Below are 25,267 nucleotides of genomic sequence, written 5' to 3' on the forward strand. Positions count from 1 at the left end.
AGGCTCCAGCATTGGACGTCGGTGAACGACTACAAGCCATTCGCAAGGTCAAGGGCCTCTCCCAGCGAGAGCTGGCCAAGCGTGCGGGCGTGACCAACAGCACCATTTCGATGATCGAGAAGAACAGCGTCAGCCCCTCGATCAGCTCGCTGCGCAAGGTGCTGAGCGGTATTCCGATGTCGATGATGGAGTTCTTTTCCGAAGACCTGCTGCCGGAGAACCCGACGCAGATCGTCTACAAGGCCCACGAACTGCTCGACATTTCGGACGGCGAAGTGACCATGAAGCTGGTCGGCAACGGCCATCCGAGCCGGGCCATCGCCTTCCTCAACGAGATCTACCCGCCGGGCGCCGATACCGGCGAAGAGATGCTCACCCACGACGGCGAAGAGACCGGCATCCTCCTCGAGGGCAAGCTGGAATTGGTGGTCGGCTTCGAAACCTTCATCCTCGAAGCGGGCGACAGCTACTATTTCGAAAGCACCAAGCCACACCGTTTTCGCAACCCCTACGATAAGCCGGCCCGGCTTATCAGCGCGGCCACCCCGGCGAACTTCTGACAGCGAGGGTGGCGCGGCTGATTGTCGCGGATAAACCCCTTTATTTAATGTGGTTGTTCCGGTGAGTCAGGGTTCCCGCTATACTTGCGCCGCCTGCGAAACCGTGGCCGCGGGCGTGACTAGCCACCATGAGGGTGTACGTGTGAATCCAATCAAGAAGATGCTGGCTATACCAGCTACCGTAGTGGCCCTATGGGCAGTCAGTGCCCAGGCTACGACCAATGACGACATCGCCAAGCGCCTCGAACCCGTAGGCCAGGTCTGCGTCCAGGGGCAGGAATGCAAGGGCATGGAAGTGGCTGCTACCGCAGGTGGCGGCGGTGCCAAGACCCCGGACGAAATCATCGCCAAGCATTGCAACGCCTGCCATAGCACCGGCTTGCTGGGCGCGCCGAAGATCGGCGACACCGCGGCCTGGAAAGAGCGCGCCGACCACCAGGGTGGTCTGGACGGCATCCTTGCCAAGGCCATCACCGGCATCAACGCCATGCCGCCGAAAGGCACCTGCGCCGACTGTTCGGATGACGACCTGAAAGGCGCCATCAAGAAGATGTCCGGCCTGTAAGCCTCGCGCTGCACGCCTCGAAGCCCGCCTTGTGCGGGCTTCGTCGTTTCCGGGGGCCGTGCAGTAATTCGCACGCCGCTCCGGTCCAAGCTTTACTCAACGGACCCCACGGAGAGCTCAACGCGTGCGCACCTATTCGATCGAAGCCGCAGTGGACCAGGTACTGGCCCGGCTACCCGCTCATATCCACATGGGCCTGCCGCTGGGCCTGGGCAAGCCCAACCGCTTCGTCAACGCCCTGTATGCCCGGGTGCGCGAGCTGCCGGAGCGGCGCCTGACGATCTATACGGCGCTGTCCCTGGGCCGCCCCGATCTGGGCGACGGCCTGCAGCGACGCTTTCTAGAGCCCTTCGTCGAACGGGTCTTCGCCGACTATCCGGAACTCGACTACCTGCGCGACCTGCGGGCCAGCCGCCTGCCGGCCAATATCCGCGTCGAGCAGTTCTTCATGCAGCCCGGCAGCCTGCTGCACAGCGCGCAGGCGCAGCAGGACTACGTCAGCAGCAACTACAGCCACGCGGCGCGGGACATCAATGCCAAGGGCCTGAACCTGATCGCGCAGATCGTCGCCGAGGATGGCGAACGCCCGGACCACCTGAGCCTGAGCTGCAACCCCGATATCACCCTCGACCTGCTGCCGATGATCGAACGCCGTCGCGCGGCCGGCGAAACCATCCTCCTGCTCGGCCAGGTGCATGCCGAGTTGCCCTACATGCCCGGTGCCTCGGAGCTCAAGCGCGAGGACTTCGACTTGCTGATCGACGAGCCCGAGCGCACTCGGCTGTTTTCCACGCCGAATATGCCGGTCAGCACCCAGGACCATTTCATCGGCGTGCATGCCAGCACCCTGGTGCGCGATGGCGGCACCTTGCAGATCGGCATCGGTGCCATGGGCGATGCCCTGACTGCGGCGCTGCTGGCGCGGCAGGCGGATAACGAGGGTTACCAGGCGCTGCTCGGCGAACTGCACCTGGCGCCCTGGCACGGGCTGATCGAGCGCGAGGGCGGGGTGATGCCCTTCGCCAAGGGGCTTTATGGCTGCAGCGAGATGTTCGTCAACGGCCTGCTGGCGCTGCTCGAAGCCGGGATCATCCGCCGTCCGGTGTATGCCGATGCGGTGCGCCAGCATGCGGCCAACAGCGGTGCGGCGGACACCGACGACGGAGTGCTGGTGCATGGCGGCTTCTTCCTCGGGCCGCAGGCGTTCTACCAGCGCCTGCGCGAGCTGCCGTTGGCCAGTCGCAAGCGCATCGACATGGGCGCGATCAGCTTCATCAACGAGCTGTACGGCCAGGAAATGCTCAAGCGCCTGCAACGCCGCGATGCGCGCTTCATGAACACGGTCTTCACCATGACCCTGATGGGCGCCGGGGTGGCTGACCAACTGGAGGACGGGCGGGTGCTCAGCGGGGTTGGCGGGCAATACAACTTCGTGGTCCAGGGGCATGCGCTGGAGGGTGCGCGCTCGGTGCTGCTCCTGCGCTCGTGGCGCGAGGCGGGTGGGGAGGTGAGTTCGAATATCGTCTGGGAATATGGGCACTGCACCATTCCCCGGCACCTGCGCGATGTGGTGGTGACCGAGTACGGGATTGCCGACCTGCGCGGGCAGACCGATGCCGAGGTGATCGCCCGGTTGCTGGCGATCAGTGATTCGCGCTTCCAGGCGCAGTTGCAGGAGCAGGCGCAGAAGGCCGGCAAGCTGCCGGCGGATTTCGAGCTGGACCAGCGTTACTGCAACAACACCCCTGAGCGCCTGGAAGCCTTGCGCGAGCGGCATGGGCGGCTGTTTCCGGAGTATCCGCTGGGGTGCGACTTCACCGCCGAGGAGCGCGACCTGTTGCGGGCGCTGAACTGGCTGAAGAGCAAGTTCAAGCTGAGCGAGGTGCTGGAGCTGGGCAAGGCAGCGCTGGAGGCGCCACCGGCTGAAGAATGGTCAGCTCAGTTGGCACGGATGGGGCTGGAGAAGCCGGATGGGCTGAAGGAGGAGTTGTATCAGCGGCTGGTGTTGGCGGGGTTGCAGGCTACGGCGCATGGCTTGGCTGTTTGAGTGACTGTCAGGGCCCTATCGCTGGCAAGCCAGCTCCCACAGGTTCGGCGGCGCATACGGTCCCTGTGGGAGCTGGCTTGCCAGCGATGAGGCCCTGAAGAGCACCCCAAAAACCCGAATATTCTTATTTCTTAAAGGTATTTAAATAATTTTTCTTATGCCTTTATAGTCAATCCCCTGCGTACCTGCCGACCAATCGGCGCGCCGCACGAACACGAACCAACACGGCGAAACCGTGAGTTTCTGATCGATGCGCGCTCCATTGGGCGCGCTCTGCGCGGGAGTTAAACATGTCAGCGGCCTCCAACGCCTTGTCGTCCATCGACAGCGCACAGCAGCAACCCTTCGAGATCCGGCCTTTCAACGGCGCAGTCGGCGCCGAGATCATCGGCCTGGACCTGGCACAACCGGTGAACGGCGCAGACTTCGCCAAAATCCACCGGGCCCACCTCGACCACCATGTCCTGGTCTTCCGCGACCAGCGCATCACCCCCGAACAACAGATCGCCTTCAGCCGCCGCTTCGGCGTGCTGCAGATCCATGTGCTCAAGCAGTTCCTGCTGGCCAACCACCCGGAAATCCTCATCGTCTCCAACATCGTCGAGAACGGCCAGAACCTCGGCCTCGGTGATGCCGGCAAGTTCTGGCACTCGGACCTGTCGTACAAGGAACTGCCGAGCCTCGGCTCGATGCTGCACGCCCAGGAGTTGCCCAGCGAAGGCGGCGACACCCTGTTCGCCGATATGCACAAGGCCTGGGAAGGCTTGCCGCATGCCCTGCGCAAGGCCGTCGAAGGCCGCCAGGCGGCGCATTCCTATACCGCGCGCTACAGCGAGACCAAGTTCGAAGGCAACTGGCGCCCGACCCTGAGCGCCGAGCAACTGGCCCAGGTCGCCGAAGTCATCCACCCGGTCGTGCGCACCCACCCGGAGAACGGCCGCAAGGCGCTGTTCGTCAGCGAAGGCTTCACCACCCGCATCGTCGGCCTGCCCGACGACGAAAGCCGGCAGATCCTCGCCGAGCTGTACGCCCACAGCGTGCTGGAGCAGAACATCTACCGCCATCAGTGGCAGCCCCATGACCTGGTGTTCTGGGACAACCGCTCGCTGATCCACCTCGCCACCGGCTGCCCGGCGCACCTGCGTCGCAAGCTCTATCGCACCACCATCCAGGGCGACGCCCCGTTCTGATCCGCCGAGGACTCATCATGCGCAAAACACTCAGCCGCCTCGCGGCCGGCATCGGCCTGAGCGCCAGCCTGGTCGCCGGTAGCCTGGTCGCCCCGGCCACCGCCCAGGCCGAAGGCCAGATCCGCATCGCCGAACAGTTCGGCATCGTTTACCTGCTGCTCAACGTGGTCCGTGACCAGAACCTGATCGAGAAACACGGCAAGGAACAGGGCATCGACATCAAGGTCGACTGGACCCAGCTGTCCGGTGGCGCCGCCACCAACGACGCGCTGCTTTCCGGATCGGTGGATATCGTCGGGGCCGGCGTCGGCCCGCTGCTGACCATCTGGGACCGCACCTACGGCCGCCAGAATGTGAAGGCCGTGGCTTCGCTGGGCAACTTCCCGTACTACCTGCTGAGCAGCAACCCGAACGTCAAGACCATCGCCGATATCACCGAGAAGGACCGCATCGCTCTGCCGGCGGTAGGCGTCTCGGTGCAGTCGCGCTTCCTCCAGTACGCTGCTGCCAGGCAGTGGGGCGACAAGGAATACAACCGACTCGACAAGTACACCCTGGCCGTTCCGCACCCGGACGCCACCGCGGCACTGATCGCTGGCGGCACCGAATTGAACGGGCACTTCTCCAACCCGCCGTTCCAGGAGCAGGCCCTGGCCAACAAGGATGTCCACGTCGTTCTCGACACCTACGAACTGCTCGGCCCCAACTCGCCGACCGTGCTGTTCACCACCGAGAAATTCCGCAAGGACAACCCGAAGACCTACAAGGCCTTCGTCGAGGCCCTGGCCGAGGCGGCGGATTTCGCCCAGAAGGACAAGGCGGCCGCAGCCGACACCTACATCCGCGTGACCAAGGCCAAGATCAGCCGCGACGAGTTGCTGAAGATCATCGACAACCCGAAATACGAGTTCACCGTCACGCCGAAGAACACCTACCCACTGGCGGAGTTCCTCTACCGGGTCGGCGCCATCAAGCACAAACCCGAGTCGTGGAAGGACTACTTCTTCCAGGATGAAACGCCGCTTCAGGGGAGCTGATTTCATGACCGCCCAACTGCAAGGCCACACGGCCAGCAAGCTGAGCCGCGTAGACACCCCACCGCTGTTGCAGGTGGATAACCTCAGCCTGGAGTACCGCACCGCGCAGCGCGTGGTGCGGGCCACCCACCAGGTCAGTTTCGAAGTGGACAAGGGCGATCGCTTCGTCCTGCTCGGGCCTTCGGGCTGCGGCAAGTCCACCTTGCTCAAGGCGGTCGGCGGCTTCATCGAGCCGAGCGAAGGCAGCATCCGCCTGCAAGGCCAGGCGGTGCATGGTCCGGGGCCTGACCGTATCGTGGTGTTCCAGGAGTTCGACCAGTTGCCGCCGTGGAAGACGGTGAAGCAGAACGTCATGTTCCCGCTGCTGGTGTCCGGCACCCTGAAGCGGGCCGAGGCCGAGGAGCGGGCGCTGGAGTACCTGGAGAAGGTCGGCCTGGCCGCTTTCGCCGACGCCTATCCGCACACCCTGTCCGGCGGCATGAAGGCACGGGTGTCCATCGCTCGCGCCCTGGCCATGCAGCCGAAGATCCTGCTGATGGACGAGCCCTTCGCCGCCCTCGACGCCCTGACCCGCCGCAAGATGCAGGAAGAGCTGCTGGCGCTGTGGGAGGAGGTGCGTTTCACCCTGCTGTTCGTCACCCACTCCATCGAGGAAGCCCTGGTGGTGGGTAACCGCATCCTGCTGCTGTCGCCTCATCCGGGGCGTGTGCGGGCCGAGATCCACAGCCATCAATACGACCTGCACAGCCTCGGCGGCGCCGATTTCCAGGCCAGTGCCCGGCGCATCCACAGCCTGCTGTTCGAGGACGGCCAGGCCCCGGCCGTCGATACCGAGCTGGGCTTCACCGATATCCGTATCGCCTACTGACCGGGAGCTTCACCATGACTATCCAATCCTCCCCGCGTCGGGAATATGAAATCGCCCTGCAGCCGTGGGACGGCGTCGCGCTGGAGCGCGAACTGCCGCTGATCCAGCGCCTGTGGCAGCACGGCTGGCTGCGCAAGAGCGTGATCCTGTTGTTGATCGCCGTGCTCTGGGAAGCCGCTGCGCGCTACCAGGGCAACGACCTGCTGCTGCCGACCTTCCTGCAAACCGCCCAGGCCCTGTGGGACGGCATGCTCAGCGGCGAGCTGCCGGCCAAGGTCGGCGTGTCGCTGGTGGTGCTGATCAAGGGCTATGTGCTGGGCATCATCCTGGCCTTCGGCCTGACCAGCCTGGCGGTCTCGACCCAGTTCGGCCGCGACCTGCTCGGCACCCTGACCTCGATGTTCAACCCGCTGCCGGCCATCGCGCTGCTGCCGCTTTCGCTGCTGTGGTTCGGCCTGGGCGAGAACAGTCTGATATTCGTGCTGGTGCACTCGGTGCTGTGGGCGCTGGCGCTGAATACCTACGCCGGTTTCCTCGGGGTCAACGAGACGCTGCGCATGGCCGGGCGCAACTACGGCCTGCGTGGGCTGCGCCTGGTCCTGCATATCCTGGTGCCGGCGGCGCTGCCGTCGATCCTCTCCGGGCTGAAGATCGGCTGGGCCTTCGCCTGGCGCACGCTGATCGCCGCCGAGCTGGTGTTCGGCGCCACCAGCGGCAAGGGCGGGCTGGGCTGGTACATCTTCCAGAACCGCAACGAGCTGTACACCGACAAGGTGTTCGCCGGGCTCGCAGTGGTGATCCTGATCGGCTTGCTGGTGGAGAGCCTGGTGTTCAACGCATTGGAGCGGGTGACCGTGCGCCGCTGGGGCATGCAACGCTAGTCACTCTTCCTGATACGCCGCCGCCGCACTGCTCAGGGTCTGCGAGATCAACTGGCGCAAGGCCGGCGGCTGTTCCACCACCAGCTCGTCGCCCTGGCTCAGCAGCCACCAGCGCAGGCTCCAGCTGTTGCTGACCGTGGCCTGCAGGCGGTGGCCGTCTTCCAGGTCGATCAACTGCATGTCCGGCGACAACGGCGTTTCGCGCATCCGGCGGGCCAGGTTGTCGCTGATCCAGGCATGCAGCTCGATCTTCTCCGCGCTGCCGAACTGCAGGGCGTCGCTGCGCAGGTAGGCGTGCAGGTCGAAGTCGTCCAGGCCCAGGGCCGGCGTATCGAGCACGCTCAACTGGCGGAAGCGGTGCACGGCGAACTGGCGGATATCCTCGTAGGGCTGCGCCGTGGCGATCAGGTAGGCCACCTGGCCGCGCTGGATCAGGGCCAGCGGGTTGAGGATCAGCTCGACGCTACGGTCGTGGTGCGCCGAGTAGTACAGGGCCTGCAACTGCTGCTCGTCGAGCAGGGCCTTCTGCACGGTTTCGAGGATGCTGTCCGAGACCTCCGGCGCGCGCATGTTCATTTCCGGGCGCACGCTGGCGACCTTGTCCAGCCAGCGCGCCGCCTTGTTTTCCGACGACAGGGTTTCCAGCTTCTGCCGGGCATGGGCGAAGCGCGCATCCAGGCCCTTGAGCATGCTCCCGGGCAGCAGCGGACGCACCGCTTCCTCGACCAACGCCAGGCTTAATGCCTCGCTGACACTCAGCCCACGCAACTCTACACAGGCATTCGCTGCCCAATACCAACCATAAGGAATGCTGCGGTCGTTGCGCTCCAGCGGAAAGATCAGCGACAGCTCGTTGAGATCCCTTTCGATACTGCGCTTGCTGATGTTGAAGCCGGCGTCCTTGAGGCGCATCACCAGTTCCGCGCTGGTAATGCCGGGCGAGCGGCTGGGTAGCTGGCGCAGCAGTTCCCATTGACGACTGAGGGTGGCGCGTGTGGTGGCGGAGGGCAAAACGGTGAGTCCTTGTCTAGGCTTGCGGCGAAAGCGGGGTAATCGCCACAGTGTATGGCAATTTGCCATTAATTTATCCAATTCAGGGATGATCCGTTGAATCGCTCCGACGAACGCGTTCGCGACAGGTTTTGTCGTGACGCTGCGCAGAATCACGCCTCGACGCCCAGAAGGAAGCCAAGAAGGAGGGCGGTTCCATGAGGATGAACATGTCAGCTGCCAGCAATATCTATTCGATGCTCGGGCGCCTGTTGCCGGAGCGGGTGGTACCTGCGCCGGGGCGTGCGCATATGCGGCGGCTGTACAGCGGCGTGGGCATGCCGGCGCAGCGTGCGGCGCTGGGGGAGAGCTTCAGCCTGGTCAGCCTGCTGGATGAAGCGCCGGATCTGCAGGCGGTCTATGCCGACCTGCGGGGGCAGGCGCTGGACGGCAGCGTGGCGGCGCTCAACGACTTGGGCTGGATCTGGCTGAATGGTCGCTATTGGCGCGCCGATCCGGTGCTGGCCGGGCATCTGCTGCGCATGGCAGCGTTGCAGGGGAGTGCGGTGGCCTGGTTCAACCTCGGGCAGCAGTATTACTTCGGCAAGGGCGTGGAGATCGCCTATGCCAGTGCGGCCGAGTATTACCGGCATGCCTTCGAGGCGGGGCTGGCGGAAGCGGCGGCGGCGCTGGGGGATCTGTTCGAGGAAGAGGTCTGCGACAGCGACGGCGAGTCCAATCCATGGCAGACGGATGCGCGGCGGGCTTATGAGTGGTTTCTGCGCGGGGCTCAGCGGGGTGATGCGCGTTGCCGGTTCGAGGCGGGGTATCGCTTGTTGCACGGGTTCCAGGTCAATGCCGACAGCCGGGCCGGGGTGTACTGGCTGGAGCTGGCGGCGGTGGCCGGGGTGGTGCAGGCGGCGGAAGAGCTGGCCTTGCATTTCCAGGTGGGGGGTAATGAGCTGCGCTATCTGTTCTGGCGCGATCAGGCGATAGGCTTGGGCAGTCCGCTGGCGTTGGCGATGAAGGTCGAGGATCAGCTTCGCCCCTGAGGGAACACCCTTCTGAAAACCTGCACAAAACCCTGTGGGAGCTGGCTTGCCAGCGATAGGGCCGGCAATGACAAAGATGTTGTCAGGTCTGGCCAAATCGCTGGCAAGCCAGCTCCCACAGGGTTCTTCGGTGTCTGGTGGATTGTCATCTCCCAGACGGCTATTGACGCTCCCCGCACCTTCGACCAATATTGATAGTTAGCAAACTATGAATATTCCCCCATGAAGCTCGAAGCTCTGCAACTGAACACCAGCAGCGGCATGGTCATGGCCAGCCGCAGTTGGCGGCGCATCTGCCAGACCACCCTGGCGCGCTTCGGTATCAGCGAGGCCTGTGCCGTGCCGCTGCTGATGATCCTGCGCCTCGGCGATGGTGTGCATCAGGTCGCGGTGGCCCAGGCGGTCGGGGTGGAAAGCCCGTCCCTGGTGCGCCTGCTCGACCAGCTGTGCAACGCCGGCTACGTCTGCCGCTGCGAAGACCCGGGCGACCGCCGGGCCAAGGCGCTGTCCCTGACCGACCAGGGCCGCGAGCTGGCCGAAGCCATCGAAGGCGAACTGGTGCGCCTGCGCCGCGACGTGCTCAAGGACATCCCCGCCGCCGACCTCGAAGCCGCCCTGCGCGTGGTGAAAGCCTTCGAAGAGGCGGCGCAGCGCTCGCCGGGCCTGCCTCTGTGAAACACTTCTTCAGCTCGATGCCGCCCGCCCGGGACTGGTTCTACGGCGTGCGCACCTTCGCCGCGTCGATGATCGCCCTGTATATCGCCCTGCTGCTGCAACTGCCGCGGCCGTACTGGGCGATGGCAACCGTGTATATCGTCTCCAGCCCCTTCGTCGGCCCGACCAGCTCCAAGGCCCTGTACCGCGCCGTGGGCACCTTGCTGGGGGCTGCCGGCGCGGTGTTCCTGGTGCCCTTGCTGGTACAGGCGCCGGTGCTGCTGACCCTGGCCGTAGCGCTGTGGACCGCGATCCTGCTGTTCCTCTCCCTGCACCTGCGCACCGCTAACAGCTACACCCTGATGCTGGCCGGCTACACCCTGCCGATGATCGCCCTGCCGGTGGTGGACAATCCGCAACTGGTCTTCGATATCGCTTCGTCCCGGGCCCAGGAAATCTGCCTCGGCATCGTCTGCGCGGCGGTGGTCGGTGCATTGTTCTGGCCGCGCCGGTTGACTCCGGTATTCGTCGGCGCCACCGGCAACTGGTTCAGTGGCGCCATCAGCTACTGCGACACCTTCCTCGCCCGCAATGTCGCCGCCGACACCGTGGCCAGCCTGCGCGGCTCGATGGTGGCGACCTTCAACACCCTGGAAATGATGATCGGCCAGCTGTCCCATGAAGGCGCACGGCCGCAGACGGTGAAGAACGCCCGCGAACTGCGCGGCCGGATGATCCACCTGCTGCCGGTGATCGACGCCCTCGACGACGCCTTGCTCGCCCTCGAAGGCCGCGCCCCGGAGCAGGCCGCGCAGCTCAAGGGCCTGCTCGAAGAAGCCCGCGAATGGCTGCAAGGCACCGCGACAGAGGCCCCGGTAGCCCGCTGGGCAGCTCTGCGGGAAAAGCTCGAACGCCTGCAGCCCAGCGTCGCCGACCTCGACCAGCGTCCCGGCCTGCTGCTGTCCAACGCCCTCTATCGCCTCGGCGAGTGGGTCGACCTGTGGCAGGACTGCTGCAGCCTCAAGCACGCCATCGCCAGCGAAGACCTGTCGCCGTGGCGTGCGGTGTACCGGCACTGGCGCCTGGGCCGCCTGACTCCGTTCCTCGACCGCGGCCTGATGCTCTATTCGGTGTTCTCCACCTTCTCGGCGATCGCCGTGGCCACCGGCCTGTGGATCGCCCTCGGCTGGGCCGACGGTGCCAGCGCGGTGATCCTCGCGGCGGTGGCGTGCAGCTTCTTCGCCGCCATGGACGACCCGGCGCCGCAGATCTACCGCTTCTTCTTCTGGACCACCCTGTCGGTAGTGTTCGCCAGCCTCTACCTGTTCCTGGTTCTGCCCAACCTGCACGACTTCCCGATGCTGGTGCTGGCCTTTGCCGTGCCGTTCATCTGCGTCGGCACCCTGACCGTGCAGCCGCAGTTCTACCTCGGCACCTTGCTGACCATCGTCAACACGGCGTCCTTCATCAGTATCCAGGGTGCTTACGACGCGGACTTCCTCGCCTTCGTCAACGCCAATATCGCCGGCCCCGTGGGCCTGCTGTTCGCCTTTATCTGGACCCTGGTGATGCGCCCGTTCGGTGTCGAGCTGGCGGCCCGGCGCCTGACCCGCTTCAGCTGGCGCGACATCGTCGGCATGACCCAGCCGGCGACCCTGGCCGAACACCGCCGCCTCGGCGTGCAGATGCTCGACCGCCTGATGCAGCACCTGCCACGCCTGAGCCAGACCGGCCAGGACAGCGGCGCCGCCCTGCGTGACCTGCGCGTGGGCCTGAACCTCCTGGACCTGCTCGCCTACCTGCCACGGGCGACCCCGGAGCCCCGTGCGGCGCTGGAGAAAGTCATCGAGGAAGTCGGCGGCCACTTCCAGGCCTGCCTCGACGCCGGTGAACGCCAGCATGCCCCGCCCGCGCTGCTGGGCAGCATGGAAAAGGCCCGCCGCGCCCTCAACCTCGACGTCATGGAAGGCTGCGCCGAAGCGCGCCTGCACCTGCTCCACGCCCTCAGCGGCCTGCGCCTGGCGCTGCTGCCAGGGGTCGAAGTGGTGCTGGAACCCGATCCGCAATCGCAACTGCCCTATGGCCTCGACGGAGCACCCCTGTGATCGGTGAACTGGATATCAGCGGGGTGTTCCTGCCCACGCTGCTGGTGATGATGCTGGTCAGCTACCTGCTGTTCCTCGGCATCCACGCGGTGCTCAACCGCCTGCATTTCTACCGCCTGGTCTGGCACCGGGCGTTGTTCAACGTTGCGCTCTACGCCGTGCTGCTTGGCACGCTGGACCACTTTTGCCGAAGCCTGATGCTGCCATGAAAAAACCTTTGTTGACCCTGGGCCGCGTGGTCCTGACGCTGCTGGTAGTGACCCTGGCGACCGTACTGGTCTGGCAGATGGTCCTGTACTACATGTTCGCTCCCTGGACCCGCGACGGGCATATCCGCGCCGACGTGATCCAGATCGCCCCCGACGTCTCCGGCCTGATCCAGGAGGTCGCGGTCCGCGACAACCAGCCGATCAAGCGCGGCGATGTGCTCTTCACCATCGACCAGGACCGCTTCCGCCTGGCCCTGCGCCAGGCCCAGGCAACCCTGGCCGAACGCAAGGAAACCCTGGCCCAGGCGCAGCGCGAGGCCAGGCGCAACAAGGGCCTGGGCAACCTGGTCGCCGCCGAGCAACTGGAAGAGAGCCAGTCGCGCCAGGCCCGCGCCCAGTCGGCGCTGGACGAAGCCCAGGTGGCGGTGGATGCCGCGCAGCTGAACCTCGACCGCTCGGTGATCCGCAGCCCGGTCAATGGCTACCTCAACGACCGTGCGCCGCGGGCCCACGAGTTCGTCAGTGCCGGGCGCCCGGTGCTGGCGGTGGTGGACAGCGAGTCGTACCACGTCGATGGCTATTTCGAGGAAACCAAGCTGTCCGGCATCCATGTCGGCCAGGCCGTGGATATCCGCGTGATGGGTGACAACACCCGCCTGCGCGGCCATGTGCAGAGCATCGTCGCCGGCATCGAGGACCGTGACCGCAGCAGCGGCGCCAACCTGCTGCCCAACGTCAACCCGGCGTTCAGCTGGGTGCGCCTGGCCCAGCGGATTCCGGTACGCATCGCCTTCGACGAAGTGCCGGCGGACTTCCGCCTGATCGCCGGACGCACCGCCACCGTGTCGATCATCGAGGACGCCCGGCCATGAAAAGGCTGTCGTTGCTCGGCCTGAGCCTGATGCTCTCGGCCTGCCAGATGGTCGGGCCGGATTACCACCTGCCGGAGAAGGCTGCGTTCAACCGTAGCGACCTGCAGGGGCAACTGCGCGCCGATGCCGACAGCGTGGTCTCGGCACCGGTGCCCAAGGACTGGTGGCGGCTGTACCGCGATGATCGCCTGGACACCCTGGTCAACCAGGCGCTGGCGGCCAACAGCGAGCTGCGCGTGGCGGCGGCGAACATTGCCCGGGCCCGCGCCCAGGTCGAGGAGGCCGAGGCGCAAGGCGGCTTCAATGGCGGCGTGAAGCTTGGTGCGCAGCGCCTGCAGGAGTCCGGCGAGGCCTTCCTGCTGGCGGACAAGGTGCCGGTGGCGAATATCGGCGAGGCGATCATCAGCGCGTCCTACCAGTTCGACCTGTGGGGCACGCTGAAGCGCGGCGTCGAGGCGGCCCAGGCCAATGCCGACGCGGTGCAGGCGGCGGCGGACACGGCGCGGATCACCGTGGTGGCCGATGTGGTGCGGGCCTACACCCAGGTTTGCGCGGCCAACGAGGAGTATCACATCGCCCGGGAATTGCTGGACCTGCAGGACCAGAGCGTCAGCCTGACCCGGCGCCTGCGCGATGCCGGGCGTGGCGACGAGACCCAGGTGACCCGTACCGAGACCCGTTTCAAATCGCTGCGGGCCGAGCTGCCGCGTTACCAGGCGGCGCGGGATGCGGGTTTGTACACCTTGTCGATGCTGCTGGCCAAACCGGTTGATCAACTGCCGGCCGGCACCGCCGACTGCGCCGAGCTGCCGCATATCGCCCAGCTGTTGCCGGTGGGTGACGGCGCCGCGCTGCTCAAGCGGCGGCCGGATGTGCGCCGGGCCGAGCGCCTGCTCGCGGCGTCCACCGCGACCATTGGCGTGGCCACCGGGCAGCTGTATCCGGATATCAGCATCGGCGCGCAGGTGGGGACCATCGGTATCCTGGAAAACCTCGGCAAGCCGGCGACCAATCGCTGGGGCTTCGGCCCGCTGCTGACCTGGACGGTGCCGACCAATGGCTCGCGGGCGCGGATTCGTGAGGCCGAGGCCAGCACCCAGGCGGCGCTGGCGAACTTCGACGGGGTGGTGTTGAACGCCATTCGCGAGACCCAGACCAGCCTGTCGCAATACAGCGCACTGCTGGACCGGCGCGATGCGCTGGAAGAGGCGGAGCGCTCGGCGAAGCTGGCGGCGGACCAGACGCACCGCTTCTATCAGGCGGGGCGGGCGTCGTTCCTGGCGGACCTGGAGGCGACCCGGACCTATACCGATATGCGGGCTCAGTTGGCTACAGCGAATACCCAGGTGGCGATGGGGCAGATCGGGTTGTTCCTGGCCCTTGGTGGTGGCTGGTAGGCCGCCATCGCTGGCAAGCCAGCTCCCACAGTGTCCGCGGCGCTGCCGAACCCTGTGGGAGCTGGCTTGCCAGCGATGAGGCCCTAAACAACACCACAAATTACCTGGCCTAAACTTTCACTCCTTCAGGCAATCAATCCCTTATCAACCCGCCCAAAGGAGTGCCCCATGGACCTGTCCCACCACGAATTCTCCGCCCTGTTCGAGCAACTCGGCCTGCCTTCCGATGCCACCAGCATCCAGCAATTCCTCACCAGCCACTCCCCGCTGAAGAACGAAATCAAGCTGGTCGACGCGCCATTCTGGAGCGATGCCCAGCGCGCCTTCCTCAAGGCCGAATACATTGCCGATTCCGACTGGATCATGACCATCGATCAACTCAACGTGGCCCTCAGAAATAAACGCTGAGCGGCACCCTATGAGCTTCATTGGCGTTGCTATGCTCAGAAAAAAACAACAAGGGGACAGCGCCAATGAAAGACCCCTATGCCGTTGGCTTCTGGGCTGCCGTGACAGCCCTGGGCCTGCTGACTACCGGTTATTTCTACGGGGTCAGGGACATCCACCAGCTCGAACAGGCCCGCCAGTTCCTTTACGGAGCCGCCGGCCTGATCGCCGCCTTCGCGTTGAGTGCACTGGCGTGGATACGCTGGCAGTTGCTCAAGACGCGCCGGCGGCAACTGGAGCAAGGACGAACGCTGGTGGCGATCTGGAACACCAAGGTCGCCCTGCGCCGTGTCGAGACTGTGTTCGACCGCTATTTCTGGGGCAGCTACTGGCAACCGGGGCGGACCTTCCAGGAAGTCATGGGCGAGCTTGAAGGCACGCCGCTGGAACGCAGCCTCGAAGCGCTGAAGACGCAATGCCAGGAACTCGACCAGGAAACCCACGACCGTCACCGCCACTGGCTGAATAACGCCCGCGAGCTGTCCAGCGTGGCCACGGCCATGGCCCGCGAACGCTACCAGCTTGACCTGTGCGATTCGCAGCAGAGCTCACGCCGCGGCGCAGCCGTGCTCAACCGCGACCTCGAGGTGCTGGTGTACACCTGGTCGGCGCGGTTGCGCAGTTTCGATCATCAGCTCGATGAGCTCGAGGGTGAATACCGCTAGCGTCACTCGCCGCGGATATAACCTTCCAGTTGGCGAATCAGATCGGCCTGCTCGGCGATGGCTTCCTTGACCAGGTCGCCGATCGACAGCAGGCCGAGCAGTTTGCCGTCTTCCACCACCGGCAGGTGACGCAGGTGACTGTTGGTCATCATGGTCATGCAGGTGTCGACGCTCTGGTGCGAGTCGACGGTGATCACCGGCGAACTCATGATCTCGCGCACTTCGGTACCGACCGACGAGCGCCCCTTGAGCACCATCTTGCGCGCATAGTCGCGCTCGCTGACGATGCCCACCACCTCGCCATCCTGGACCACCGGCAGCGCCCCGACATTCTTTTCGGCCATTACCATCAGGGCCTCGAGCACCGTCTGGTGCGGCGCGATGGTGTAGACCTGGTCGTTGTGCTGCGACTTCAACTTCAATAGCTGTGCCACGGTTTTCATTGCGGGCCCTCTGCATGGGGTGGTGTTGGTAGGCAGATACCCTCAAGAATCGTGCAGGACGGACAAAGGGGCAAGGCGGTTTGCGGCATCGACGCTATTGAAAAACGTCATGGCCGCGTGTTTTCCGTCCTGCCCCCGGGTTTTCAGCTCTGTTGCACGATCACCTGGCTGTTCAGGTCCTTGATCAGCACCTCCACCGTCGGCATCAAGTCGCGCAGTTGTTCCGGCGTGCAGGTCGAGCCGTCGTTGCGGAAGTCCATGCGCCGGGTCACCACCACGCTGTTGCCTTCGCGGCGGTAGGCGGCGCTGTAGTCGAGGCTGGCGGTTTTCAGCGATACCGGTTTAGGGGTGGCGATGATCTGCACGTCGGCCGGGAAGTCGAAGCGCGCTTGCTCCTCGCTCACGCTGGAGATGCACAGGAACGGCTGCTTGCGCACTTTTTCGCTGATGAAGCCCTGGGCGTTCTGCGCGATACCGCCGGCAAAGCTGCTCAGGGTCGGCACGCCGATGGGGCCGGGCAGATTGACCAGGTTGCGCAGGTGGCCGCTGATCTGCATCTGGAAACCATGGCCCTGCTTGTCGAGCTTCTTGCCCTCGACCCGGCCGATACCGGAGTGGCCGTAGCTGCTGAGAATGCGCTGCACCAGCATGTCGCGCTCGCCCGGCGCCATGTTGCGCAGGCCGTAGCGGTTCAGCTCGGCGCCCCAGCCTTCGATGACCGAATCACTGCTGAAGTCCGCCTCGCCGTTCTCGGCGATGCTGAAGGTGGTGCGGCTCTTCACCGAGCTGGGCTGGGTTTTCGGCGTGCGGGCGAGGGTGCCCGAGTCGATCAGCACCACCGGCTTGTCCATGTCCGGCAGCGGCAGGAAGCCGGCGGCGATGCCTTTCATGGTCGGGTCCAGGTAGAGGTCGAGCGTAGGGATATAGGTGATGGCGTGGTTGATCACGCCGAGGGTCGGCACCTTGGGCAACTGGTAGGCGTTGCCGAGGTTGATCAGCGCCGGGGTGCTGTGGATATCCACGGCGGCAAGCAGGGCGCCGAGCAGCGCGACGTGGTCCTTGCAGTCACCGTAGCGGTTGTTCAGCACGGTCTCGGCGGCATGCGGCACCACGCCACCCGCGCCGATATAGACGGCGACGAAGCGCACGTTCTTGCGCACCCAGTCGCTCAGCACCAGGGCCTTGGCGCGAGGATCGCTGACCTTGGCGGTCAGGGATTTGGCCAGCTCGGCGATGGCCGGGGTCACTTCGAATTGCGAACGCTCGGCGTAGGCCTTGGCGAAGCTTTCATAGCTGGCGAAGGTCGAGACCGCCAGGTACTGGCCGTAATCCGAGTACGACACCGAACCCAGCTCCATGCGCGGTTGCGCATCGTGCTGGTAGTCCCAGCGCCAGACCTTGCGCCCGGTCCCGGCCTGCGGGCTGGACGCCTTGAAATCATGGGCATCGGCATGCAGTGCCAGGGCAGCGGGCAGGTCGTAGACCACGCTCATCTGCTTCACCGGGTAGATATAGGGGAACACCGTGTCCTCGAACTGGCCGGGGAACAGCGCGGTATTGCGATGGCGCTTGTAGCTCAGCACCAGGCGGTCGCCCACGGCGACCTCGGGGAAGATCACCACCTTGACCAGGCTGTCGAGGAACATCGGCGCATCGGCCGAGGCCTGTTGCTGCTGTTCCTTGATCTGCTCGGCGCTGACCTGGACCTTGCGGCCGTCGGGCTTCTCGGTATACGCCTCGACTACCTCGAGGGTTTCCAGGGTGCGGTTGTAGGGCAGTGATTGCTGGGCGGTGGTCTTGATCGCGCGTTCTTCCTCGATCCGGAAGACCAGCTCATGGCGCAGGTCGTAGCTGCCGTCCGCTTCAACGCGGTACTGGCGGGCGTCCTGTTCCACGGTGACGGAGCGGTCGCGCCCGTCCTCCGCGGCCTGGGCCAGGTTGAGGGTGAACAGGCAGAACAGCAGGCCCAGCCAATGTGCCGGGCGTGAAACGAGCCACTTCATGGAGATCCTTCTTGCAGGCGGGTTTCAGGAGTGATTCGGCAATAATGCGAATCAATACTGCCCCATTGTGCCTCAGCCGACGCTGTTCGCGCCGAGGATCTTGCCGAGAAACTGCCGTGTCCGCTCCTGCTGCGGGTTGGCGAACAATGCCTTGGCCTCGCCCTGTTCGACGATCACCCCCTTGTCGAAGAAGATCACCCGGTTGGCCACGTCGCGGGCGAAGTTCATTTCGTGGGTGACGATGATCATGGTGCGCTGCTCTTTGGCGAGGTCGCGGATGGTCGCCAGCACTTCGCCGACCAGTTCCGGGTCGAGGGCCGAGGTGGGTTCGTCGAAGAGGATTACCTGGGGCTCCATCGCCAGTGCCCGGGCGATGGCCACGCGCTGTTGCTGGCCGCCGGAAAGACGCCGGGGATAGGCGTCTTCCTTGCCCGCGAGGCCGACCTTGGCCAGCAGTGCCCGGCCCAAGGCCGCCGCCTGCTCATGGGGTGTTTTCTTCACGATCAGCGGGCCTTCGATCACGTTCTCCAGCGCGGTGCGGTGGGGGAACAGATTGAAGTTCTGGAAGACGAAACCGACCTGCTGGCGCAGACGGCGGATCAGCCCGCCCTGCTGCTTGAGCGGGCGGCTGGCGTCGATCTCCACGTCGCCGACCTGGATGGTCCCGCCATCGGGGGTTTCCAGGAGGTTGAGGCAGCGCAGGAAGGTGGTCTTGCCCGAGCCGCTGGGGCCGATGATGGCGATCACTTCGCCGGGCTCGACGGTCAGGTCGATGTCCTTGAGCACGGTATTGCCGTTGAACTGCTTGTTCAGGCCTTGCACGCGGATCATCGCTGCGGCTCCTGGTCATGCCGGTTGACCCGGGCCTCCATGCGGTGCTGGAAGTGGGCGAGGATGCTGCAGAGGATCCAGTAGATCACCGCCACGGCCAGGTACATGGTGAAGACCTCGAAGGTCCGCGCCGTGATCAGCTGCGCCTGGCGGAACAGCTCGGGCACCTGGATGGTGGCGGCCAGGGCGGTGTCCTTGACCAGCGAGATGAAGCTGTTGCCCAGCGGCGGCAGGGCCGTGCGCAAGGCTTGCGGCAGGATCGCCCGGCGCATCGCCTGGGTGCGGGTCATGCCGATGCTGGCGGCGGCTTCCCACTGGCCGCGGTCGATGGAAGAGATCGCCGCGCGGAGGATTTCGCAGATATAGGCGGCCATGTTCAACGACAGGCCGATCAGGGACGCCGGGATCGGGTCGAGCTCGATACCGATCTGCGGCATGCCGAAGTAGATGACGAACAGCTGCACCAGCAGCGGCGTACCGCGGAAGAACGACACATAGATCCGCGCCAGCCAGTCCAGCGGGAGGATCTTCGACAGGCGCATCAGGGCCAGGGCAAAGCCCAGGACCAGGCCGAAGAACATCCCGCCGACGCTGAGCAGCACCGTATAGCCAGCGCCCTTCAGCAGGAAGGGCGTGGAGTCGGCAACCAGTTGCAGGCTTTCAGCGATCATTGAGTGACGTCAGCACCGAAGTATTTCTCCGACAGCTTGGCCAGCGTGCCGTCGGCGCGTAGCTTGTCGATGGCCTTGTTGATGGCGTCGAGCAGTTCCGGCTCGCCCTTGCGCAGGGCCACGCCGGACTCCAGGCGCGAGAAGGCGGCGCCGGCCAGTTCAGTGTCCTTGGCCTTCTGCGCGTATTCCAGGGCAGCCAGGCGGTCGATCAGGATCGCGTCGATGCGGCCGTTGCGCAGGTCGGCGAACTTGCTCGGGTCATCCTCGTAGGTACGCACGTCGGCCTGTGGCACGGCCTGTTTCACCCACTGCTCGTAGTTGGTGCCCAGGCCCACGCCGACCTTCTTGCCGGCCAGATCGGCAGCGGCGTTGATCTTCAGGTCGGCGGCCTTCTTCTTCAGGATCAGCGCCTGGATCCCGGACACGGTGTAGGGCTCGGAGAAGTCGTATTTCTTCTTGCGCTCGTCGGAGATGGTGACCTGGTTGACCACCACGTCCAGGCGCTTGGATTCCAGGGCGGCGAGGATGCCGTCCCACTTGGTCGGCTGGACCTTGGCCTTGACCCCCAGCTCCTTGGCCAGGGCTTCCGACAACTCGACCTCGAAGCCGGTGAGCTTGCCGTTCTCGTCGACGAAGCTGAACGGCGGGTAGGTGCCTTCAAGGCCGACGTTGATCACGCCCTTGTCCTTGATGGTCTGCAACTGCTCGCCGGCCACGGCCTGGCCGAGCAGGCTGGCGCCCAGCAGAATGCCCGCGCCGACACCGAGAATGCGTTTGGTGAAAACGGAAATCGTCATGCCCTGTCCCCAGTCTTGTTGTGAAAGTGGTGGTGACTATAAGGGCGCGGTTTATAGGCCTGAAAATAATAAAAAAGAATTCTCCTATAGCTTTCAGGCCTATGCGGCTGCGCCGGTCTCAGCGTTGATAGACATCAGGGTAGGCGAATAATGCCGGCGCCCCGCCCGTGTGTAGAAAAATCAGCGGACCTTCGTCGAAGCGTTGCCGGGCGATCCCGTCCAGCAGCCCGGCCATGGCCTTGCCGGTGTACACCGGATCGAGCAGGACGCCTTCCTGGCTGGCCAGCAGGCGGATCGCGGCGAGGCCGCCCGCATTGGCTTCGCCGTAGCGGGGCGCGTAGTACTCGTCCCACAGATTCACCTTGAAGGCGTTTGGCAACTGTACGCCGAGCAGCTCGGCGGTGCGTTCGGCCAGGGCCTGGACCTTGGGCTTCTGCGCTTCTTCGCTGCGCGACACGGTGATACCGATCACCGGCAGGTCGGGCAGGCGTTCGGCCAATGCCAGGGCCAGGCCGGCGTGGGTGCCGGCGCTGCCGGAGGCGAGGACCACGCCGGCAAAGCGCTGGCCGCTGTGTTCGATCTGCTCGGCCAGCTCCAGGCCGGCGCGCACATAGCCCAGGGCGCCGAGGGCATTGGAGCCGCCGATGGGCACCAGGTAGGGCTTGCGTCCGCTGGCATGCAGGCGCACGGCGAGGGACTGGAGTTGTTCGTCGGCGTTGTCGAGGTTATCGACCAGCTCGACCTTGGTGTCGAACAGTTCCAGGAGGCGGCGGTTGCCGTTTTCCAGGTACTCGGTGGAGTCGGTGCCGGTGGGGTTTTCCAGCAGGGCCACGCAACCGAGGCCGAGGCGGGCGGCGAGGGCGGCGGTCTGGCGCACATGGTTGGACTGGATCGCGCCGGCGGTGACCAGGGTGTCCGCGCCCTTGGCCAGGGCATCGGCGCCGAGGTACTCGAGCTTGCGCAGCTTGTTGCCGCCCATGGCCAAGGGCGTCAGGTCGTCGCGTTTGAGCCAGATATCGCGTTCGGCCCAGGCCGACAGGCGCTGGAGCTTTTCCAGCGGGGTCGGTGCGCTGAGCAGTTCCAGGCGATTGAAGCGGGACAACTGTCGTTCGATCATGGGCTGAGTCGGTTGTAGGAAAATTCGAGCATAGGCAGTGAATGGCTCACGGACAACCGTGATCCCGATCGCTGCGCGCCGCGGACCCTGTGGGAGCTGGCTTGCCAGCGATTGGGCCCACCCCGGTATTCCTGCTTATGCCGGCCATATAGCCAACCGTCATAACAGGGTATTTTTTCCACCCCCCGCCCATGACGTAGAGTGCTGGACAGGAGAGCGGCATTCCCCTACCAGTCCCATGCCGCCGAGCAGGAGTAACAACCGTGAGCGACAACGCGCAATCCGGGTATTGGCAATTGAATTCCATCGTCGGCCAGTTGCGTTCGGCCCGCGATGAGTGGCGCACCCGCAATGGCCGCAGCAGCGGCGAACAGGGCGGACGCGAGCTGCCGTCGCGCGAGGCGGTCAGGCAGATTCTCGAACAACTCTGTGGCGCGCTGTTCCCCATGCGCCTCGGTCCGGTGGACCTGCGCGAGGAAAGCGAAGACTTCTACGTCGGCCACACCCTCGACTCGGCGCTGACCGCGCTGCTGGCCCAGGCCCGCCTGGAACTGCGCTACGCCGCGCGCCATGGCAAGCAGGACGACGCCGGGGTCGACGCCCATGCCCTGCGCCTGATCCAGGAATTCGCCGCAGCCCTGCCGGCCATGCGCGTGCTCCTCGATACCGACGTGCTGGCCGCTTTCCATGGCGACCCGGCGGCGCGCAGTGTCGATGAAGTGCTGCTGTGCTACCCCGGCGTGCTGGCGATCATCCACCACCGCCTCGCCCACCACCTGTACCGCGCCGGGCTGCCGCTGCTGGCGCGGATCAGCTCGGAGCTGGCGCATTCGATCACCGGTATCGACATCCACCCGGGCGCGCAGATCGGCCCGAGCTTCTTTATCGACCACGGTACCGGCGTGGTGATCGGCGAAACCGCGATCATCGGCGAGCGGGTGCGCATCTACCAGCACGTCACTCTCGGCGCCAAGCGCTTCCCCGAGGACGAATGCGGCAAGCTGCAGAAGGGCCATCCGCGGCACCCGATCGTCGAGGACGATGTGGTGATCTACGCGGGGGCGACCATTCTTGGGCGGATCACCATCGGGCAGGGCTCGACCATTGGCGGTAATGTCTGGCTGACCCGGAGCGTGCCGTCCGAGAGCAATATCACCCAGGCCAACCTGCAGTCGGATGAAGGGGCCCAGAAGTAGTTTTTGGGTGGCCTTGAGGGCCCAATCGCTGGCAAGCCAGCTCCCACAGGGTCCGCGGTGCATGCGATCCCTGTGGGAGCTGGCTTGCCAGCGATGAGGCCCTCAAGAACAGCACAAATTTCCCAGTCCAGTAGTCAGCTATAGGTCGCCTCGATCCCCAATCCATGTTTAACTTGAACGCTTGTTCAAATTAAAACGCTGGTCCGCTGCCGGTGTTCAACAGGAGGATCTGCCTTTGCTGAACCCGTTCAACCCCATCGCTGTCCCGTCTTGCGGGGTGTTCCCTCGATGAATACTCCTTCAAAGATCCGCATGAACCCCCCGGTGTTCTACTTCGCCGCCAGTTTCATCCTGCTCTTCGCCCTGATCGTCATCGCCAACCCCCAGGCGGCGGGCGAGTGGTTGATGGCCGCACAGAACTGGGCGGCGCACACCGTCGGCTGGTACTACATGCTGGCCATGACCCTGTACCTGGTGTTCGTGGTGGTCACCGCGCTGTCCGGCTACGGCAAGATCAAGCTCGGCGCCGACCATGACGAGCCCGAATTCAGCTACCTGTCCTGGGCCGGCATGCTGTTCGCCGCCGGGATCAGCATCACCCTGTTCTTCTTCTGCGTCTCCGAACCCCTGACCCACCTGATGCAGCCGCCCCAGGGCGAGGCCGGCACGGTGGAGGCGGGGCGTCAGGCGATGCAGGTGCTGTTCCTGCACTGGGGCCTGCATGGCTGGGGCGTGTTCGCCTTCGTCGGCATGGCCCTGGCCTATTTCGCCTACCGCCACAACCTGCCGCTGGCCCTGCGTTCGGCGCTGTACCCGCTGATCGGCAAGCGCATCAACGGCCCGATCGGCTATGCGGTGGACGGCTTCGGCATCATCGCCACGGTGTTCGGCCTGGGTGCCGACATGGGTTTCGGTGTGCTCCACCTCAACTCCGGGCTGGATTACCTGTTCGGCGTCGCCCACACCCAATGGGTGCAGGTCGCCCTGATTGCCCTGATGATGGGCGCGGCGGTGATGGTGGCAGTGGCCGGGGTGGAGAAGGGCGTGCGGGTGATGTCCGATATCAACCTGTTCCTCGCCTGCGCGCTGCTGCTCTTCGTGCTGTTCGCCGGCCCGACCCAGCACCTGTTCAACACCCTGATCCAGAACCTCGGCGACTACCTCGCCGTGCTGCCGCGCAAGAGCTTCGACGTCTACGCCTACAACCAGTCCAACGACTGGCTGGGCAACTGGACGGTGTTCTACTGGGCCTGGTGGATTGCCTGGGCGCCGTTCGTGGGGCTGTTCATCGCGCGGATTTCCCGTGGTCGGACCATCCGTGAATTCGTCTTCGGCGTGCTGCTGATCCCGCTCGGCTTCACCCTGGCGTGGATGTCGATCTTCGGCAACAGCGCCCTCAGCCAGGTGCTCGACCACGGCATGACCGCGCTGGCCGACTCGGCCATCGAGAACCCGTCGATGACCTTGTACCTGCTGCTGGAAACCTACCCGTGGAGCAAGGTGGTGATCGCCGTCACCGTGTTCATCAGCTTCGTGTTCTTCGTCACCTCGGCCGACTCCGGCACCGTGGTGCTCTCGACGCTGTCGGCCAAGGGCGGCGGCACCGACGAAGACGGGCCGAACTGGCTGCGGGTGTTCTGGGGCGTGATGACGGCGCTGGTCACCAGCGGGTTGTTGTTCGCCGGCAGCATCGACTCGCTGAAGTCGGCGGTGGTGCTCACCTCGCTGCCGTTCTCGGTGATCTTGCTGGCGATGATGTGGGGGCTGCACAAGGCGTTCTACCTGGAATCACAGCGGCAGATCGCGCAGATGCACTCGCTTGCGCCGTTTGCCAGCTCGCGGCGTGGCAAGGGCGGCTGGCGCCAGCGTCTGAGCCAGGCGGTGCACTTCCCGTCGCGGGACGAGGTGTATCGATTTATGGACGACGTGGTGCGTCCGGCGATTGCCGAGGTCACCGAGGTGTATGCGGAGAAGGGGCTGAGTGTCATCACCCAGGAGGACCCGAGTCATGACAATGTCAGTCTGAAGATCGGGCATGGCGAGGAGCAGCCGTTCCTCTATCAGGTGCAGATGCGTGGGTACTTCACCCCGTCGTTCGCCCTGGCTGGGTTGGGTACACAGGAGTTGAAGAACCGTCGCTACTACCGCGCCGAGGTGCATCTGGCCGAGGGTAGCCAGGATTACGATCTGATGGGTTATAGCAAGGAGCAGATCATCAACGACATCCTCGACCAGTACGAGCGGCATTTGCAGTATCTGCATCTGGTGCGCTAGCGGGGCGGTCGCTGGGGGAGCTGGCTTGCCAGCGATGAGGCATGGGGATCTACACATCTTTCGCTCAGGCTCGGATGGCGGGTCAACGCAGGGCCTGTAGGAGCGTGGCTTGCCCGCGAAGGGCCGCAAAGCGGCCCCAAAACCTGCCACGCCGAGCATCTGGGACACTGAGGCCAAACAGGCGCTGAATCCCGAAACCATTCACTAGCCAGCTCGTGCTGGATGGTTTTGGGGCCGCTTTGCGGCCCTTCGCAGGCAAGCCAGCTCCTACAGGGAGCATGCGTTTTCCCGAAATCGGAGTCCTCCCGCCACCTTTCTGAAAATCCGCACACTCTTTCGGAAACGTCTCACAGACGCTGCCGTCTCACCTCTCTAGGCTGCGAACTCCAACCTACA

At 64.9% G+C, this 25,267-nt stretch carries 24 protein-coding genes; 17 read left to right on the top strand and 7 right to left on the bottom strand.

Going from position 1 to position 25,267, the window contains the following annotated elements; all coding sequences use genetic code 11:
• Nucleotides 1-11: 11 nt before the first annotated feature.
• The 7 genes from PSEMO_RS26590 (at nucleotide 12) to PSEMO_RS26620 (ending at nucleotide 7,148) form a co-directional block, all read left to right on the top strand.
• A complete protein-coding gene (locus PSEMO_RS26590) occupies nucleotides 12-560 on the top strand; it encodes a cupin domain-containing protein (RefSeq protein WP_075805878.1) in 549 nt (182 codons plus the stop codon).
• 160 nt (nucleotides 561-720) lie between these two features.
• Nucleotides 721-1,125, top strand: coding sequence for a c-type cytochrome (locus PSEMO_RS26595; protein ID WP_075806004.1), 405 nt, complete (start codon nucleotides 721-723; stop codon nucleotides 1,123-1,125).
• A gap of 190 nt (nucleotides 1,126-1,315) precedes the next feature.
• Entirely contained in the window at nucleotides 1,316-3,172 is a 1,857-nt protein-coding gene (locus tag PSEMO_RS26600) for an acetyl-CoA hydrolase/transferase C-terminal domain-containing protein (RefSeq protein WP_372239143.1), read from the top strand.
• Nucleotides 3,173-3,462: 290 nt separating this feature from the next.
• Entirely contained in the window at nucleotides 3,463-4,362 is a 900-nt protein-coding gene (locus PSEMO_RS26605; RefSeq protein WP_075805880.1) for a TauD/TfdA dioxygenase family protein, read from the top strand.
• A gap of 17 nt (nucleotides 4,363-4,379) precedes the next feature.
• Nucleotides 4,380-5,399, top strand: coding sequence for an ABC transporter substrate-binding protein (locus PSEMO_RS26610; RefSeq protein WP_075805881.1), 1,020 nt, complete (start codon nucleotides 4,380-4,382; stop codon nucleotides 5,397-5,399).
• A 4-nt stretch (nucleotides 5,400-5,403) separates the two neighbouring features.
• Nucleotides 5,404-6,267, top strand: coding sequence for an ABC transporter ATP-binding protein (locus tag PSEMO_RS26615; protein WP_075805882.1), 864 nt, complete (start codon nucleotides 5,404-5,406; stop codon nucleotides 6,265-6,267).
• A gap of 14 nt (nucleotides 6,268-6,281) precedes the next feature.
• Complete coding sequence (locus PSEMO_RS26620; RefSeq protein WP_075805883.1) at nucleotides 6,282-7,148, top strand: ABC transporter permease; 867 nt, start codon at nucleotides 6,282-6,284, stop codon at nucleotides 7,146-7,148.
• On the opposite strand, the gene PSEMO_RS26625 is transcribed toward PSEMO_RS26620, so the two are convergent.
• Entirely contained in the window at nucleotides 7,149-8,159 is a 1,011-nt protein-coding gene (locus PSEMO_RS26625; protein WP_075805884.1) for a helix-turn-helix transcriptional regulator, read from the bottom strand.
• A 209-nt stretch (nucleotides 8,160-8,368) separates the two neighbouring features.
• Here PSEMO_RS26625 and PSEMO_RS26630 point away from each other — a divergent pair, with 209 nt between their 5' ends.
• From PSEMO_RS26630 to PSEMO_RS26665, 8 genes are all read left to right on the top strand, one after another.
• A complete protein-coding gene (locus PSEMO_RS26630) occupies nucleotides 8,369-9,190 on the top strand; it encodes a tetratricopeptide repeat protein (RefSeq protein WP_075806005.1) in 822 nt (273 codons plus the stop codon).
• Between the two features lie 222 nt (nucleotides 9,191-9,412).
• Nucleotides 9,413-9,865 (top strand): MarR family winged helix-turn-helix transcriptional regulator, encoded by a 453-nt coding sequence (locus tag PSEMO_RS26635; protein ID WP_075805885.1) that lies wholly within the window; start codon nucleotides 9,413-9,415, stop codon nucleotides 9,863-9,865.
• Nucleotides 9,862-11,949 (top strand): FUSC family protein, encoded by a 2,088-nt coding sequence (locus tag PSEMO_RS26640; protein ID WP_086937272.1) that lies wholly within the window; start codon nucleotides 9,862-9,864, stop codon nucleotides 11,947-11,949. Before PSEMO_RS26635 ends, PSEMO_RS26640 begins: the two co-directional genes overlap by 4 nt.
• The gene (locus PSEMO_RS26645; RefSeq protein ID WP_009396566.1) at nucleotides 11,946-12,158 is read left to right on the top strand and encodes a DUF1656 domain-containing protein; all 213 of its coding nucleotides are present in this window, start codon (nucleotides 11,946-11,948) and stop codon (nucleotides 12,156-12,158) included. Before PSEMO_RS26640 ends, PSEMO_RS26645 begins: the two co-directional genes overlap by 4 nt.
• A complete protein-coding gene (locus tag PSEMO_RS26650; protein ID WP_075805886.1) occupies nucleotides 12,155-13,030 on the top strand; it encodes an efflux RND transporter periplasmic adaptor subunit in 876 nt (291 codons plus the stop codon). Before PSEMO_RS26645 ends, PSEMO_RS26650 begins: the two co-directional genes overlap by 4 nt.
• The gene (locus PSEMO_RS26655) at nucleotides 13,027-14,427 is read left to right on the top strand and encodes an efflux transporter outer membrane subunit (protein ID WP_075805887.1); all 1,401 of its coding nucleotides are present in this window, start codon (nucleotides 13,027-13,029) and stop codon (nucleotides 14,425-14,427) included. The genes PSEMO_RS26650 and PSEMO_RS26655 overlap by 4 nt, the downstream gene beginning before the upstream one ends.
• 168 nt (nucleotides 14,428-14,595) lie before the next feature.
• Complete coding sequence (locus tag PSEMO_RS26660; RefSeq protein WP_009396560.1) at nucleotides 14,596-14,835, top strand: DUF2789 domain-containing protein; 240 nt, start codon at nucleotides 14,596-14,598, stop codon at nucleotides 14,833-14,835.
• Between the two features lie 65 nt (nucleotides 14,836-14,900).
• Nucleotides 14,901-15,539 carry an NADH:ubiquinone oxidoreductase subunit N gene (locus PSEMO_RS26665; RefSeq protein WP_075805888.1) on the top strand — a complete coding sequence of 213 codons (639 nt, stop codon included), beginning with the start codon at nucleotides 14,901-14,903 and terminating at the stop codon, nucleotides 15,537-15,539.
• Between the two features lie 2 nt (nucleotides 15,540-15,541).
• On the opposite strand, the gene PSEMO_RS26670 is transcribed toward PSEMO_RS26665, so the two are convergent.
• The 6 genes from PSEMO_RS26670 to PSEMO_RS26695 all read right to left on the bottom strand — a co-directional run bounded on the left by PSEMO_RS26670 (nucleotide 15,542) and on the right by PSEMO_RS26695 (nucleotide 21,401).
• Nucleotides 15,542-15,982 carry a CBS domain-containing protein gene (locus PSEMO_RS26670; RefSeq protein ID WP_075805889.1) on the bottom strand — a complete coding sequence of 147 codons (441 nt, stop codon included), beginning with the start codon at nucleotides 15,980-15,982 and terminating at the stop codon, nucleotides 15,542-15,544.
• Nucleotides 15,983-16,125: 143 nt separating this feature from the next.
• Nucleotides 16,126-17,985, bottom strand: coding sequence for a DUF3857 domain-containing transglutaminase family protein (locus tag PSEMO_RS26675; RefSeq protein WP_075805890.1), 1,860 nt, complete (start codon nucleotides 17,983-17,985; stop codon nucleotides 16,126-16,128).
• Between the two features lie 72 nt (nucleotides 17,986-18,057).
• A complete protein-coding gene (gene tcyN / locus PSEMO_RS26680) occupies nucleotides 18,058-18,816 on the bottom strand; it encodes an L-cystine ABC transporter ATP-binding protein TcyN (RefSeq protein ID WP_075805891.1) in 759 nt (252 codons plus the stop codon).
• Entirely contained in the window at nucleotides 18,813-19,487 is a 675-nt protein-coding gene (gene tcyL / locus PSEMO_RS26685; RefSeq protein WP_075805892.1) for a cystine ABC transporter permease, read from the bottom strand. Before tcyL ends, tcyN begins: the two co-directional genes overlap by 4 nt.
• Nucleotides 19,484-20,284 (bottom strand): cystine ABC transporter substrate-binding protein, encoded by an 801-nt coding sequence (gene tcyJ / locus PSEMO_RS26690; protein ID WP_075805893.1) that lies wholly within the window; start codon nucleotides 20,282-20,284, stop codon nucleotides 19,484-19,486. Before tcyJ ends, tcyL begins: the two co-directional genes overlap by 4 nt.
• Nucleotides 20,285-20,402: 118 nt before the next feature.
• Nucleotides 20,403-21,401: a D-cysteine desulfhydrase gene (locus PSEMO_RS26695; RefSeq protein WP_075805894.1), complete on the bottom strand. Its 999-nt coding sequence runs from the start codon at nucleotides 21,399-21,401 to the stop codon at nucleotides 20,403-20,405.
• A gap of 263 nt (nucleotides 21,402-21,664) precedes the next feature.
• On the opposite strand from PSEMO_RS26695, the gene epsC reads away from it, so the two are divergent.
• The gene (gene epsC, locus PSEMO_RS26700; protein ID WP_075805895.1) at nucleotides 21,665-22,597 is read left to right on the top strand and encodes a serine O-acetyltransferase EpsC; all 933 of its coding nucleotides are present in this window, start codon (nucleotides 21,665-21,667) and stop codon (nucleotides 22,595-22,597) included.
• 288 nt (nucleotides 22,598-22,885) lie between these two features.
• Nucleotides 22,886-24,871: a choline transporter BetT gene (betT, locus tag PSEMO_RS26705; protein ID WP_075805896.1), complete on the top strand. Its 1,986-nt coding sequence runs from the start codon at nucleotides 22,886-22,888 to the stop codon at nucleotides 24,869-24,871.
• Nucleotides 24,872-25,267: the final 396 nt, after the last annotated feature.

This window comes from Pseudomonas putida, assembly GCF_001941965.1.
Taxonomy (GTDB): domain Bacteria; phylum Pseudomonadota; class Gammaproteobacteria; order Pseudomonadales; family Pseudomonadaceae; genus Aquipseudomonas; species Aquipseudomonas putida_L.